This is a genomic window from Kitasatospora aureofaciens (assembly GCF_001188955.3).
Classification (GTDB): Bacteria; Actinomycetota; Actinomycetes; order Streptomycetales; family Streptomycetaceae; genus Kitasatospora; species Kitasatospora aureofaciens.
Genome location: NZ_JPRF03000076.1, coordinates 87,106 through 101,321, shown reverse-complemented (window position 1 = coordinate 101,321; position 14,216 = coordinate 87,106). Strand labels below are relative to the sequence as shown.

Annotated in this window: 11 protein-coding genes; 4 read left to right on the top strand and 7 right to left on the bottom strand. The window is 73.7% G+C overall.

What is annotated here, in order from left to right; translation table 11 throughout:
• Nucleotides 1–19 precede the first annotated feature (19 nt).
• Together HS99_RS35880 and HS99_RS35875 are read right to left on the bottom strand one after the other, a co-directional pair.
• Nucleotides 20–3,223, bottom strand: a complete 3,204-nt coding sequence (locus HS99_RS35880) for a type 2 lanthipeptide synthetase LanM family protein (RefSeq protein ID WP_030552494.1) — start codon at nt 3,221–3,223, stop codon at nt 20–22.
• Between the two features lie 110 nt (nt 3,224–3,333).
• The gene (locus tag HS99_RS35875; RefSeq protein WP_030279901.1) at nt 3,334–3,513 is read right to left on the bottom strand and encodes a hypothetical protein; all 180 of its coding nucleotides are present in this window, start codon (nt 3,511–3,513) and stop codon (nt 3,334–3,336) included.
• 336 nt (nt 3,514–3,849) lie between these two features.
• Here HS99_RS35875 and HS99_RS35870 point away from each other — a divergent pair, with 336 nt between their 5' ends.
• Nucleotides 3,850–4,341: a hypothetical protein gene (locus HS99_RS35870; protein WP_043387597.1), complete on the top strand. Its 492-nt coding sequence runs from the start codon at nt 3,850–3,852 to the stop codon at nt 4,339–4,341.
• Nucleotides 4,342–4,400: 59 nt separating this feature from the next.
• Here HS99_RS35870 and HS99_RS35865 read toward each other — a convergent pair whose 3' ends face one another.
• Nucleotides 4,401–5,078: an ABC transporter permease gene (locus tag HS99_RS35865; RefSeq protein ID WP_157846523.1), complete on the bottom strand. Its 678-nt coding sequence runs from the start codon at nt 5,076–5,078 to the stop codon at nt 4,401–4,403.
• 440 nt (nt 5,079–5,518) lie between these two features.
• On the opposite strand from HS99_RS35865, the gene HS99_RS35860 reads away from it, so the two are divergent.
• Together HS99_RS35860 and HS99_RS35855 are read left to right on the top strand one after the other, a co-directional pair.
• Nucleotides 5,519–6,772: a sensor histidine kinase gene (locus HS99_RS35860; RefSeq protein WP_063738002.1), complete on the top strand. Its 1,254-nt coding sequence runs from the start codon at nt 5,519–5,521 to the stop codon at nt 6,770–6,772.
• The gene (locus HS99_RS35855) at nt 6,769–7,473 is read left to right on the top strand and encodes a response regulator transcription factor (RefSeq protein ID WP_030552496.1); all 705 of its coding nucleotides are present in this window, start codon (nt 6,769–6,771) and stop codon (nt 7,471–7,473) included. Before HS99_RS35860 ends, HS99_RS35855 begins: the two co-directional genes overlap by 4 nt.
• A 63-nt stretch (nt 7,474–7,536) precedes the next feature.
• Here the strand turns inward: HS99_RS35855 and katG are convergent, their stop codons facing one another.
• Nucleotides 7,537–9,753: a catalase/peroxidase HPI gene (katG, locus tag HS99_RS35850; protein ID WP_030279910.1), complete on the bottom strand. Its 2,217-nt coding sequence runs from the start codon at nt 9,751–9,753 to the stop codon at nt 7,537–7,539.
• Nucleotides 9,754–9,964: 211 nt separating this feature from the next.
• Between katG and HS99_RS35845 the strand changes: the two genes are divergently transcribed.
• Nucleotides 9,965–10,378 (top strand): Fur family transcriptional regulator, encoded by a 414-nt coding sequence (locus HS99_RS35845; RefSeq protein WP_030279912.1) that lies wholly within the window; start codon nt 9,965–9,967, stop codon nt 10,376–10,378.
• Nucleotides 10,379–10,441: 63 nt separating this feature from the next.
• Here HS99_RS35845 and HS99_RS35840 read toward each other — a convergent pair whose 3' ends face one another.
• The 3 genes from HS99_RS35840 to HS99_RS35830 all read right to left on the bottom strand — a co-directional run bounded on the left by HS99_RS35840 (nt 10,442) and on the right by HS99_RS35830 (nt 14,072).
• Nucleotides 10,442–12,490 carry a SpoIIE family protein phosphatase gene (locus HS99_RS35840; RefSeq protein ID WP_078867111.1) on the bottom strand — a complete coding sequence of 683 codons (2,049 nt, stop codon included), beginning with the start codon at nt 12,488–12,490 and terminating at the stop codon, nt 10,442–10,444.
• A gap of 312 nt (nt 12,491–12,802) precedes the next feature.
• Entirely contained in the window at nt 12,803–13,318 is a 516-nt protein-coding gene (locus HS99_RS35835) for a hypothetical protein (protein WP_030279916.1), read from the bottom strand.
• 193 nt (nt 13,319–13,511) lie between these two features.
• Nucleotides 13,512–14,072: a hemerythrin domain-containing protein gene (locus tag HS99_RS35830; RefSeq protein WP_030279918.1), complete on the bottom strand. Its 561-nt coding sequence runs from the start codon at nt 14,070–14,072 to the stop codon at nt 13,512–13,514.
• Nucleotides 14,073–14,216: the final 144 nt, after the last annotated feature.

Here is a 14,216-nt window from a genome sequence, read left to right as displayed (position 1 = left end):
GCGCGAACGGGTCGCGGGGTCACGGCTGCTTCGGGAATTCGAGGGTGAGGACGGCGGGGGTGGTCTCCGGGGCGGCGAGGCGGAGGAGGCCGTGGCCGATGCCGGCCAGGCCGACCATCAGGGAGGGGCTGTGGACCCCGTGTGGCAGGCCGCAGGCCCAGCCCCGGTCGGCCAGGGCGTCCAGGGCGGCGTGCGCCTGTTGACGGGCGGCGGTCCGCCAAGGGCTGCCGGCCTGGTGGAGGGCTTCCAGGTTGCCGAGGTCGCCGTGGCAGAGTGAGGAGTTGTGGCCGAAGCCCTCCCGCAGGACGGTGCCGAGGGCGGTGTCGCGTTCGGCGAGGAGAGCGTTCCGCGCTTCGGGGAGGAGTTCGGCGAGGGTGGTGCGGGCCAGGGCGATGCCCGAGGCGCCGTGGCACCACAGCGCGGGGAAGGAGGGGGCGCCGCCGTCCTCGCGGACGTCGCGCCAGTTGGCCTCGGTGGCGTCGAAGAGCGTTCGCTCGTACTCGACGGCGGCGAGGGCGAGTCGGGGAAGCCGGGGGTCGCCGAGGCGGTGTCCGGCGCGGGCCAGGGCCCAGGCGATGCCGGAAGCGCCGTGGGCGAAGCCGGCCAGGGGACGGGTCGCGGCCGCGGCGAGGGAGGCGGGCAGCCAGCCGGCGCCGCCTTCGGGGTGCGGGACGGCGGCCTGGAGAAGCCGTTCGGCGCAGGCCGCCAGCGCGTCGGTGACGGCGGGCCCGGGGCGGACGGCCTCCCAGGCGAGCAGGCCGCCGATGGTGCCGGCGCTTCCGGCGAGCAGGTCGTACTGGGTGTCCTCGGCGGCGGTCGCGGTGACGCGGTCGAGCACGAGGGCGCCGAGGGAGTCGAGTTCGGCGTCCGGGTGGTGGGCGGTGAACTGGGCGAGCGCGTAGAGCACCCCGCCGGTGCCGGACAGTCCGCCGCCGAGCCGGTCGGCCCGCCGTCGGATCTGATGACGTAGCGTCAGCTCGGCTGCACGGGCGGCCTGATGGTGCGAACGGTCGCCGGTGGCCAGGGCGAGCTGGTGGAGGAAGAGCGTGATGCCCGCGGTGCCGCTGTACAGGTCGGGACCGAGTTCGGCGGGGGCCCAGCGGCCGGGCGGCGCCCAGTTGGGGCCGGCCCAGGCGAGGTCGGCGTTGCCGCGGTAGGCCTCGCGGAGCAGTTGTTCACCGACTTCGACGGCCTTGGCGAGGGCGCGGCCGCCCGGGTCCTCGCCCGGCGTTACGGGTGCACTCGAGGCGCGAACAACAGCCCGGTCCGGCTCGCGCGCCCCGTCCGCCGTCGTCACCGAGAGCCGCAGCAGCTGGAGTTGGCGGGCGAGGTCCTCCTCTCCGAGGGAGTCCGCCTTGGCGAGCGCGAGTTCGAGGGCGGGCCGGTCGGTGACGCCCGGGATCAGTGCGCCGGTGGACGAGCGGGCGTCGACGCCGTCGGGGCGGATGGTGAAGACGGGCACGTCGCCGCGCCACAGGTCGGCGCGTTCGTGTTCGACGAAGGCGAGCGTCTGCTCCTCCCAGCCGACCAGCGCCCAGAGCCGGTCGAGGTGGCGGTCCTGGTCGAGGGCGTCGCGGAGCAGGTCGGGATGGCAGGCGGTGTTGAGCAGGGTGCGGTACTCGAAGGTGTCGCGGCGCAGCAGTCGCGTCTCGTCGGCCGCGAACGCGCGGAGCAGCGTGCGGAGTTGCGGTTTGTCGGCGGCGAGCAGCCGGTAGGCCTCGGTGAAGCCGGCCTCCAGCTCCGCCAAGTGGTCGGCCGGTCGCAGCGGCTGCCCGGCCGGGACGGGCCGGCTGCCGGGCGCCTCGACGGGCATCCGCCGGTACTCCAGCCGGAGTTCGTCCGTGCCCTGGTTGACCAGGACGGGCACGGGGCGGGGCGGGAGGTTGGCCGGGTCCCAGCCGAGGGCGGAGATGTCGGCGCCGCCGTTGCCCTCGTCCCACATGCGTTCGGGGAGGAGGCCGGAGCGCAGCACCGAGTGGCGGGCCTGGTGGCGGGCGAGCCGTTCGGATTCGGACAGGTCCTTGGCGGGCTCGTGGAGATCGGGGTGGAGGAGGGCCTCCAGGTCGATCAGGACGGGCTGGTCCCGGACGGCGAGCAGGTTCTGGGCGTGACAGTCGACCGCGTCGAGGACGTACATCAGCGCGGCGAGGGCGCCGGCCCGGCGGTAGAAGGCACTCAACTCCCGCTCGTCCGCGGCCGGTTCGGCGGTGACGTGGGCGACCCAGCCGTAACCGTCGCCGGCCAGGTGGGCGAGGTCGCGCAGGGGCAGCCGCAGCTGGGGGTTGAGCCAGTGCAGGAGCTGTTGGAAGTGGGTCTCGGCGCCGAGCGGCCGGGGCTTGTAGACGAGTCGGACGCCGTGCTCGAAGCGCAGCGAGCTGACCGTGGCGCCGCCGCGGTGCGGGTCGCCGAGGCCGGTGGCGAGTTCGGTGAGCCGGCCGAGCGGGCGGTCCTCGGCGAAGGTGCGGGCGAGGGCGGGCAGGTCGGCGGCGAGGCGGCGGAACAGGGTGAGGGTGGTGCTCGTCCACTGTTCGGCGAGGGTGGTGAGGCGCAGGGCCAGGACCGGGTACTCGGCGAGGAGGCGGAGCGCCTGCTCGGGTCGGGCGAGCCGGTCGAGGAAGTCGCGGTAGCGCCGCTCGGGGGTGCCGGCGGTCAACTCGCCGCTGAGCCGGGCAACATGGAGTTCGGTGATGACGGTCCGGGTGGCCATCCCGTGGGCGGTGGCGGTGAGCGCGGGCAGGGCGAGCGCGGCCAGTTCCTCGGGGGTGCCGAGGGACGGTGCGTCCAGCGCGGCGAGTCCGGCGCACAGGCGGTCGCGGGCGGCGGCGAGCAGCGGGGCGACGAGCCGGGCGAAGTCGTGCTCCTCTGGGACGTCCAGGGTGGCCGGGCCGTCGAACGCGGCGGCGAGCCGCTCGGCCCACGCCGGGGTGCCCAGGCGGGCGGCGAGCGCGTCGGGGTGCTCGGCGAGGAGGGCGTGCACGGCGTCCGGGTCGAGGGCGTCGGACGCGAGGCGGCGGGCGAACCAGTCGGCGCGGTCGAACGGCGCCTGGGCCCGCCAGCGCTCCAGTTTCCGGTCGGCGCGCTCGGCACGGGCGGCCCGGTCGGTGCGCTCGGCGCGCTCCTCGTCGCCGGCACCCTCCCGGTCGAACCCTTCCGGCACCCGGCCGCGGGCGTTCAGCGGGACGGCTCGGGCGGCAGCCCGCAGGAGTTCGGACGCGTCGGCCACGGGGCGGTGCCGCCTCTCTTGTTGCACGGTTGCACTGCTTGCTCGGCGACGTGCGGCACGGGCTCCGGACCGGTCGTACGGCCGGTCCGGAACGCGTGCCGCACCCGGGCTCAGTAGCTGCAGACGCGACCGCAGCTGGACCAGCCGTCACAGGTGCTGTTCAGCACTGCGGCGGTGACGTAGAGCTCGTCCGCGAGCTCCCCGGCCGGGTGGACCTGGTGGCCCTGGCCGAGGGTGAGCCGGAAGTCCTCGTCCTTGAGTGCGCGAACCTGCTCAGCCGTGGGCTGCATGCTGCCTCCTCCAAGCGTTCGGGTCTGGCACGGGTGTGCCGGTTCCGGATCTTGGCAGCGCCTCCCGGCGGCACACCATAGGCATGCGCACCACCGGTCCTTGTTTCGGCCAGGGTCGAAGTAGTGGCCGCCCGACCGCCCCGTCCGCCGTTCGCCCAGGCAGAGCCTCGTCCCGACCCTCCTCCGACCGCCGTCCGATCGTTCGGACGGTGCTCCCACGTGGCCGGAATGCGGGCGCGGGGCCGAGTTCCTGGTTTGAACCGGTCGCTCCTGTGGCAGGGCCCCGCACCGAGGGTCACGATGGAGGCCGAACGCCCCCAGCCCGATCGGAGTGCGATGAGCGAGCAGCGCAACCTCGTCCTGCTGACCTTCCTCGACACCCCCGCCTGGCGATCCGCGTTCGACGAGGCCCAGCACCTGCCGGGCCTGCACGCGGTGGCAGCTCTGGAGCGCAGCTCCGACGGTGTGCTGGAGGTGCGGGACACCTTCACCCGGGGCGCCGGCGTGGCCACCGTCGGCTCCGGAGTGCTGAGCGGCCTGGTGGGCCTGCTCGGCGGGCCGATCGGGATGCTGCTGGGCTTCGCCGCGGGCGCCGCGCTGGGCAACGCGGCGGAGGAGCGGTACGCGACGGAGGCCGGCGCCGCGATGATCGTGCTCTCGCCCCGGGTGCCGGACGGCGGGGCGCTGCTCGCCCTGGACGTCCGGGAGTCCTCACCCGGCCCGGCGGACGAGCTGGCCGCGAAGCACGGGGCGGCGGTCGAGCGGATCGACGAGCACACCTTCACCGAGCAGGTCCGGGCGGCCGAGAAGAAGGCCGAGGAACGCTGAGGCGCACTGCGCAGGCCCACCCGAGCCCGTCCGTCCTGCCCGCGGAACCGGCTACGGGCTCACTCCGCCCGTAGCGCGTCCACCGTCCGCGCCCGCGTCGCCCGTACGGCCGGGAGCAGGGCGCCGAGCAGGGCGATCAGCACCCCGCCGAGGCCGAGCAGGATGAGCGTCGGCGTGCCGAAGACGTCCAGCGCGGAGGACGGGAAGTTCAGCCCGGCGCTGTGGGCCATCGCGGGCACCGTCAGGCCGTGAAGCAGCAGTCCGACCGGCAGGCCGATCGCGCCGCCGACCGCCCCGACCAGCAGCACCGAGGCCAGCACCACGCCCGCCGTCTGCGCCGGGGTCATGCCGACCGCCTTGGTGACGCCCATGTCCCGGGTGCGTTCGCGGATCTCCAGGACGACGGTGTTGAACACCCCGAGCCCGGCGACCACGACCAGCAGCACGGTCAGGGTGGCGGTGAGCGAGTTCAGGGCCGTGATCGAGTCGCTGGAGCCGTGTTCCGCCCCGGCCGCGGCGGCCAGGTGCAGCGGGGCGAGCGCGCCGCCGCGGGCGGTGGCGTAGGCGGCGTGGTCGGTGCCGGGCTTCAGTTTGACGAACCAGGTGTCGGGCTCCGGGGCCGTGCCGGACGGGAAGGTCGCGGCGTCGGTCAGCAGCTCGTTGGTCTGCACGTGGGGGTCGAAGACCTCTCCGACGATCCGGACGGTGACCGGCCGGCCGTGGGTCGTGAAGGTCACCTGGTCGCCGAGCCCGACCGAGGCCTCGGTCAGGAAGGTGCTGGGCGCGACGGCCTCGCCCGGGCCTCGGTACCAGCGGCCGAAGACCGAGCACGGCCACCGACTCCCCCGCCCGCACGCTCAGCGTCACCCCGTCCAGTGCCGCCCGCGCGCCCTCGTAGTGCCGGCTCACACCGCTCAGCCCGATCACCGGTTCACTGCTCACGTCCCCGCCGCCCTTGTCCGCGCCGCTCATGTCCCCGCTCCTCGTGGTCTTCCTGCCTGGTGACGACGAAGGTACGGACGGGCGGCGCACCCCCGCGTCCGCCGACGGCGGCAGGTTCCGTACCGCGTCCGGTGGACCCGGCGCGGCGTCATCCTTGCGATGTAGTCACCCGGTGTACCGGTTGCCGCCGACCGCGGGGCTGTCCCGGGCGCGGGCCGACCGCCACAATGTCCCGGTGATCAACCACCCGACGGTGCAGCGGCTGCGCACGGCAGCGACCCGGCTGGGGAGCGGCCCGGGTGCGGCTCCCCCGCCCCGGACGACCCGGCGCGGCCAGGCCTTCGACCTGGCCCTGGCCCTGTTCCTCTCGTACACCTGCGGACGCTACGCCATCGTCGCGCACCGCACCCACGACGCCCACGGCACCACCTGGAACGAGCTGTTGCTACTGGTGCCGCTCGTCCCGCTGCCGCTGGTGCTGCGTCGGCGCCACCCGCTCGCCGCGCTGTGGACGGTGCTGCCGGCCGCGCTGCTGGTGCGGTCGCAGCACCCGGATATCGCGTTCTGGGAGGGCGTGGTGGTGATCGTCGCCGCCTACAGCGCGGCGGCGTACGGGCGCCATCCGAACGCCCTCCTGCTGAGCCTGTCGGCCGCCACCGGCGCGCTGGCGGTGCTCTTCGACGACGCCCTGCTGCCGCACTTCCCGAACTCGGTGGTCGCCCTGCTCGTCCTGGTGCCGGTGTTCGCGGTCGCCTACGAACTGCGGATGTGGCGCCGCCGGGTGGAGGAGGGACGGGAGCGGCTGTCCGCTCTGGAACGCGACCGGCTGGCCGCGCTGCAGCGCGCGGTGGAACACGAACGGGCCCGCATCGCCCGGGAGTTGCACGACGTGGTGACCCACAACGTGAGCATGATGACGATCCAGGCCGGGGCCGCCCGCAAGATCCTGGACACCGCCCCGGACCGGGCCCGGGAGGCGATGGCCGCGGTGGAGTCCGGCGGCCGGGCGGCGATGACCGAACTGCGGCACGTGATGGGCCTGTTGACCATGGACTCGGACACCGGGGACGATCCCGCGGCGAGCGCCGACCTGAGCCCGCAGCCCGGCCTCGGAAGGCTGGACGCCCTGGTCGACGGCGTCCGCCGGGCCGGACTGCCGGTGGAGCTGACCGTGCGCGGGGAGCGCCGGGCGGTCCCGCCCGGGGTCGAACTCGCTGCCTACCGGGTCGTCCAGGAGGCGCTCACCAACACCGTCAAGCACGCGGGCGGTGCCGACGCCGAGGTGACCGTCGACTACGCCCCGGACGGGCTGCGGGTGGAGGTCACCGACACCGGCGGCCGCCCCACCGGCGCGGCCGCCACCGGCAACGGGCGCGGCCTGCTCGGGCTGCGCGAACGCCTCGCCGTCTACGGCGGCACCCTGCACACCGGCCCCCGGCCGCGCGGCGGCTACCGCGTCACGGCCTCGATACCGTTGGAGAGTCGATGAACGAGCAGCCCCTGCGCGTGGTGGTCGCCGACGACCAGGCACTGGTCCGGATCGGGTTCCGGCTGATCCTGGAGTCCGAGGGCATCGAGGTGGTCGCCGAGGCCGAGGACGGCGAGCAGGCCGTCGCCGCCGTCCGCCGGAGCAGACCGGACGTGGTGCTGATGGACATCCGGATGCCCGGCCTGGACGGGCTGGAGGCCACCCGGCGGATCCTCGCCGGTGGGCCGGAGAACGCGCCCCGGATCATCATGCTGACCACCTTCGACCTGGACCACTACGTCTACGCCGCGATGGCCGCCGGGGCCAGCGGCTTCCTGCTCAAGGACGTCACTCCGGAGCACCTGGCCGCCGCCGTCCGGCTGGTCCGCACCGGCGACGCGCTGCTCGCTCCCGCGATCACCCGCCGCCTGGTCGAGCGCTTCGCCCGCCCGGCCGCCCCGCACGCGGCCGCCCCGCACCGGGAACTGGCCACCCTCACCCCGCGCGAGCTGGAGGTGATGTCGCTGCTCGCCCGCGGCCTCAGCAACGCCGAACTGGCCGCCCGGCTGCAGCTGTCCGAGGCGACGGTGAAGACCCATGTGGCGCGGATCCTGGGCAAGTTGGGGCTGCGGGACCGGGCCCAGGTGGTGGTCGCGGCGTACGAGACGGGCCTGGTCAGCGCGGGGACGCCCGGAACGCCCGGAAGGCCAGGAACGCCGTAGGACTCAACGACGACCGGGAGCCCGGGGGTCCGCACCCCCGGGCTCCCGGTCACCGGTGAAGCGTCACACCAGGTCGAAGCGGTCCGCGTTCATGACCTTGACCCAGGCCGCGACGAAGTCCTCCACGAACTTCTCCTTGGCGTCGTCGGCCGCGTACACCTCGGCGACGGCGCGCAGTTCGGAGTTGGAGCCGAAGACCAGGTCGGCCCGGGTGCCGGTCCACTTGACCTGGCCCGAGGCGTCCCGGCCCTCGAAGGTGTGGGCGTCCTCCGAGGTGGACCGCCAACTGGTACCCAGGTCCAGCAGGTTGACGAAGAAGTCGTTCGTCAGCACGCCCGGGGTCTCGGTGAGCACGCCGTACGAGGACTGCTGGTAGTTGGCGCCCAGCACGCGCAACCCGCCGACCAGTACGGTCAGTTCGGGAGCGCTGAGGCCCAGCAGGTTGGCCTTGTCGAGCAGCAGGAACTCGGCCGGCAGCCGGTTTCCCTTGCCGACCCAGTTGCGGAAGCCGTCCGCCCTGGGCTCCATCGCGGCGAAGGACTCGGTGTCGGTCAGCTCCTGCGGCGCGTCCACCCGGCCGGGCGCGAACGGCACCTCGACGGCCAGGCCGCCCGCCTTGGCGGCCTGCTCGATGCCGACGCCGCCGGCCAGCACCACCAGGTCGGCCAGCGAGACCTGCTTGTCGCCCGCCTGCGCGTTGAAGTCCCGCTGCACGCCCTCCAGGGCCCGCAGCACGCCGGCCAGCCGGTCCGGCTCGTTGACCTCCCAGCCGGCCTGCGGCTGCAGCCGGATCCGGCCACCGTTGGCGCCGCCGCGCTTGTCACTGTTGCGGTAGGAGGAGGCGGCGGCCCAGGCGGTGGAGACCAGCTCGGAGACCGAGAGGCCGGTGGCGGCGATCCGCCGCTTGAGGTCGGCGACGTCCGCCGCGTCGATTCGCTGGTACGAGACGGTCGGCAGCGGGTCCTGCCAGAGCAGCTGCTCGCTCGGCACCTCGGGGCCGAGGTAGCGCACCACCGGGCCCATGTCGCGGTGGGTCAGCTTGAACCAGGCGCGGGCGAAGGCGTCGGCGAACTCCGCCGGGTTCTCCAGGAAGCGCCGCGAGATCGGCTCGTACACCGGGTCGAAGCGCAGCGACAGGTCGGTGGTGAGCATGATCGGGACGTGCCGCTTGTCCGGGTCGTGGGCGTCCGGCACGGTGCCCTCGCCGGCGCCGTCCTTCGGCTTCCACTGGTGGGCACCGGCCGGGCTCTTGGTGAGCTCCCACTCGTAGCCGAACAGCGTCTCGAAGAAGCTGTTGTCCCAGGTGATCGGGGTGGCGGTCCAGATGCCCTCCAGGCCACTGGTGATCGCGTCGCCGCCGACGCCGGTGCCGAAGCCGCTCTTCCAGCCGAGGCCCATCTGCTCCATCGGCGCGGCCTCCGGGTCCGGGCCGACGTTGTCCGCCGGGCCGGCTCCGTGGGTCTTGCCGAAGGTGTGGCCACCGGCGATCAGCGCGACGGTCTCCTCGTCGTTCATCGCCATCCGGTAGAAGGTCTCGCGGATGTCGCGGGCGGCGGCGATCGGGTCCGGGTTGCCGTTGGGGCCTTCGGGGTTGACGTAGATCAGGCCCATCTGGACGGCCGCCAGCGGGCTCTCCAGCTCGCGGTCGCCGGTGTAGCGCTCGTCGCCCAGCCAGGTGGTCTCCGGGCCCCAGTAGACGTCCTCGTCCGGCTCCCAGTCGTCGACCCTGCCGCCGCCGAAGCCGAAGGTCTCGAAGCCCATGCCTTCCAGGGCGACGTTGCCGGCCAGCACGATCAGGTCGGCCCAGGAGATGCTGCGCCCGTACTTCTTCTTCACCGGCCAGAGCAGTCGGCGGGCCTTGTCCAGGCTGGCGTTGTCGGGCCAGCTGTTGAGCGGGGCGAAGCGCTGCTGACCGCCGTCGGCGCCGCCGCGGCCGTCGCTGATCCGGTAGGTGCCGGCGCTGTGCCAGGCCATGCGGATGATGAAGGGGCCGTAGTAGCCGAAGTCGGCCGGCCACCAGGGCTGCGAGGTGGAGAGCACCTCCTGGATGTCCCGCTTGACGGCCGGGAGGTCGAGGGCGTTGAACGCCTTCGCGTAGTCGAAGGCCTCGCCGAAGGGGTTGGCCACGGCGGGGTTCTTGGCGAGGATCTTCAGGTTCAGCCGCTCCGGCCACCACTGGCGGTTCCCGCCGCCCTGGGTGGGGTGGAGCGCGCGCCCGTGGTTGACCGGGCAGCCGCCCGCGCTCGCCTCTACGCCGGTTGCATCGTGGTTCTCAGACATGGGAATCCTTCCCTACAAGGCGGATCACGGTGTCTTTCTGCTACCTACGGCACCTACTGCTATTGCCCAGGCTAGCGCCGGAGCCGATCCTACGATGGACGGAATCCAAGTCAAGAACGACACCAAACCCGTATCCGGTCGGGAAACGGACCGCAGCGGACGCCGGTTGGTAAACTCCGGTCCTCCCCGTGACCTGAATAGGTGAACCGTGATGAGTGACCTGCTGGAACGACTGCGCGAGCGCGGCTGGCGCCTCACCTCCCAGCGGCGTGTCGTGGCCGAGGTCCTGGACGGCGAGCACGTGCACCTGACCGCCGACGAGGTGCACGCCCGCGCGGCCGACCGCCTGCCGGAGATCTCCCGCGCGACGGTCTACAACACCCTCGGCGAGCTGGTCACCCTCGGCGAGGTCATCGAGGTGTCCACGGACGGGCGCGCCAAGCGTTACGACCCCAACGCCCACCGGCCGCACCAGCACCTGGTCTGCACCGGCTGCGGCGCCATCCGCGACGTCCACCCCGTCGGCAACCCGCTCGCCGATCTCCCGGCCGAGCAGCGCTTCGGCTTCACCCTCTCGGGGGCCGAGGTCACCTACCGGGGGCTCTGCCCGGCCTGCGCGGGCTGACCGCCCGCCGTTCCGGAAGCCGGAGACCAGGCGCTGCGGCGGTGGGCCCGGGACGGGTTCCGCTCACGAACGCGCGGTTCCGTCCGCGCGCGGCAGAGCTCTGGCGCGGGCGACGAGCAGGGCGATGTCGTCGTTTCCGCTCCGGTGGCGCAGGCCGCCGAGGAGGAGGTCGCAGGTCTCCTCCGGGGAGCGGCGGGGCCGTCCGAGGAGGTCGGTGAGGGCCGCGAGGCGGGTGTCGATGTCGTGGTCGCGGGTCTCCACCAACCCGTCCGTGTAGAGCACCAGTTCGTCGTCGACCGCGAGGTCGAGGGGGGCGTCCCGGAAGGTGACGCCGCCGACGCCGAGGGGCGCGCCGGTGGGTAGCTCGAGGAGGACCGGGGGGCGCCCGGGGCGGGTGTGGACCGGGGGGAGGTGGCCGGCGCTGGCGATGCGGCCACGGCGCCGACGGGGGTCGTGCACCGCGTAGACGCAGGTGGCGATAACCTCGCCGAGGTCGGCGGCGATCCGGTCGAGCTGGGTGAGGACGGCGGCCGGCGCCAGGTCGAGACCGGCCAGTGTCCTTGCCGCAGTGCGGAGTTGGCCCATGGTGGCGGCGGCGTTGATGCCGCTGCCCATGACGTCCCCGACCACCAGAGCCGTCATGTCGTCGCCCAGGGGGATGACGTCGAACCAGTCGCCGCCGACCTCGCCGACGCTCGCCGTCGGCTGGTAGCGGTAGGCGACTTCCAACCCGGGGGGTTGCGGGGGCGAGCCGGGCAGCAGGTGCCGCTGGAGGGCGAGGGCGGCGTGCCGCTGGCGCTGGTACCAGCGGGCGTTGTCGATGGCGACGGCGGCACGGGCGGCGAGTTCACCGGCCAGTACCAGGTCGTCGTGGTCGAAGGGCTGGTCGTTGCGGGCGCGTTTGAGGTCGAGGGCGCCCAGCACCTGGCCCCGGGCGCGCAGCGGTACGGCCAGGTAGGAGTGGACCCGGGCCTGCCTCAGCAGTTCGGCGGCCCGGTCGTCCTTGGCGATACGCGGCACGTCACGGTCGGTGACGTGGGCCAGCAGGACCGGGCGACCCGTACGGGCACAGCGGGTGATCAGACGGGTGGCGTCGTAACTGGCTATCTCGCCGACGGGGTCGGCGGCGTCGGCGGCGGGGGTGGGATAGGCGGCTTTGACGGCCAGGGCCCGGATCAGGACCGGGTCGTCCGTGCCGGTCGGGGGCAGGGTGTCGGTGAGGACGCTTTCCAGGATGTCGACGGCGGCGATGTCGGCGAACTCCGGGACGAGGACGTCGGCGAGTTCGCGGGTGGTGGTGTCGAGGTCCAGGGTGGTGCCGATGCGTTCGGACGCCTCGGCGACGACGGTGAGGCGTCGGCGGGCCGCTGCCGCGGCGGTGGAGGCCCGGTGCTGCTCGGTGACGTCGATGACCGTGACGGCGACGCCGATCACCCGGTGGGCGGGATCCTCCAGGCGGTAGAAGGACACGGACCAGGCGTGTTCGGTCCCGGGGTCGAGACGGGTGCGGCCCGTGGTGAACTGGTTCAACAGCGGGGTGCCGGTGTCCAGCACCTTCCGCATCGCCGCCTCGATCGTGTCGGCGTCCAGGAACGGCAGCGCCTCCCGGACGGTGCGGCCCAGGCACTCGGCGGCCGACATGCCGTTGATGCGCTCCAGCGCCGGGTTGATCAGGACGTACCGCAGGTCGGTGTCCATCACCGACAGCCCGATCGGGGACTGCTCCACCAGCCGCAGGGACAGTGCGAGGTCCCGTTCCAGGCGGCGCAGTGTGGCCTGGTCGGTGGCCAGGCCGAGCGCGTAGTACTGGCCGTGCTCGTCCTCCAGGCGCATGTTGCGGAACTCGGCCAGCAGCGTGGACCCGTCCTTGTGCCGCACCGGGAAGACCCCGGCCCACGCCCCGCCACCGAGCATCACCTTCGTGAACAGCGACAGCACCAGCTCCAGGTGCTGCTCCTCGACCAGCACCTGGGCGGCAGGACGGCCCAGCGCCTCGGCCGCCCGGTAGCCGAACAGGTCCTCGGCCTGCGGGCTCCACAGCACGATCCGCCCCTGCGCGTCCAGCACCACCGCGGCGACGCCCAGCACGTCCAGCAGCCCGCCCGGCTCCATCGCGGGATCCCGGCCCGGCTGGGCGGCACCCGACGGCGTCGCGTGCCCGGCGTCCACTCGGCCACCTCCTCCCGCCGACGCCCACCCAGCTGCAACGACGGCGTCGGTTCACTCCATCGTCCCGCCCCGGCCCGAACCCGCCAGTCCAGCAGCAGCCGCCCACCGGCGGAGCCTCGACCCCCGAACCGAAACGGTCACGCAGCGCTACCGGAAGGGGCTGTCGCGTGCGCGGTCTCCAGGCGGTCCGCCGAACGTGACGAGCCCCGGCCTCCTGCACGGGCCCCGGCGTGGGCCGGTCGAACCGGGTCCCGTCTACCGCAGGGGAAGGTTCTCCTCCTGGAGCCGGTGCAGCAGCATCTCCCGGTGCAGGGCGGCGATCGGCTCGAGGAGGTCGGGGTGGCGCAGCAGGGGCGCCGCCTGGTGCTCGTGGTCGCCGGGGCGCAGGAGGCGGGTCACGGCGCCGGTCGCACCGGCGCCCGCGGCGGCCGCGGCGGCCTGGGCGAGTGGGACGAGGGCCGGGTCGGCCAGGAGGCAGGCCGCCCAGCTGACGACGGTCTCGTCCACCCAGGTCCGCCAGGCGGTGTCCTCGGCGGGCCGGTCGTGTTCGGCGCCGGTGAGCCAGTCCAGTCGGGCGCTGCCGCCCGGGCCCAGGAGGTGCAGCAGTTGCGCGTCGAGGTCGGTGGGGTAGCGCAGCACGGCGGCGAGGGTGACGGCCTGGCCCGCCTGGGCCTCGGCCAGGGCCCGGCTGAACGCGCCGGGTGCCGGCGGGAAGGCGGTCAGCAGCCAGCGGGTGCCGGCGGCTATGACGGGGGTGAGATCGGCGGACAGGGCGTCCTCCTCGGGGCAAGCTCGCTTGCCCGGCCGGGTTCCGCGAGTTACGGCGCGAAGCCGCACTGCTCCGCTCGTGGCCGCCAGTGTAGGCGGGCTCGGCCCGGCAACGGCATGATGCCCGTCACTTCCGGCCGGGTGGGTGCGGAGGCCGGCTGCCGGGTCCGCACCCACCGGGCCTGTCGGGACCAGCTCAGGACTTGCCGCGCCCGGTGACGAAGTCGCGTGCCCGGTCCACCAGGCCTGCGCCCGGTGCGAGCAGCTTGCTGGCCATCGGGGTGCTGGGAGTGGACGGGTGGGGGCGGGTGGGTGCCATGGCCTTGGCCCGGCGGATCTTGTCCCCGAGATCGTTCAGCTGCTCGGGCGTACAGGCCTGCCGCAGCATGGGGAAGAGGTTGTTCTCCTCGTCCTGGAGGTGTGCGGCGACCTCGTCCATCAGCCGCCGCAGCAGCGAGGTCATCTCCGGGTCGTCGGCCCTCGTCTTCTCCAGTTCCTTGAGGAGCTTCTCGACCCGGTTGTGCTCCTCGATCTCCTTGTCCGCGAGCCGCGCCCCGCCTTCGACGTGCTCGCGCACCGCCGGGTAGAGGTACTGCTCCTCGGCGACCGAGTGCCGCACCAGCTCGATGGTGACCTCGTCCACGAGGTCCCGCAGCTCCTGTCCGCCGCCGCTCATCGCCTGGATGCGACCGAACATCCGCTCCACCTCCCGGTGGTCGGTCGTCAACTCGTCGATCACGTTTCCGCCGTGCCCCATGTCGCCTCCACGCGTCCGCGGGCGGGCCCTTCCCGCCCGGGTTCGGGAGGGGTTCCCCGCCCGGCGGGTCCGCGCCCCGGCGCTGGGCGGGTCTCATCCGATCGGACGCGCGCACGGGGGCACGGCCGCGCAGCCTGCAGTGCC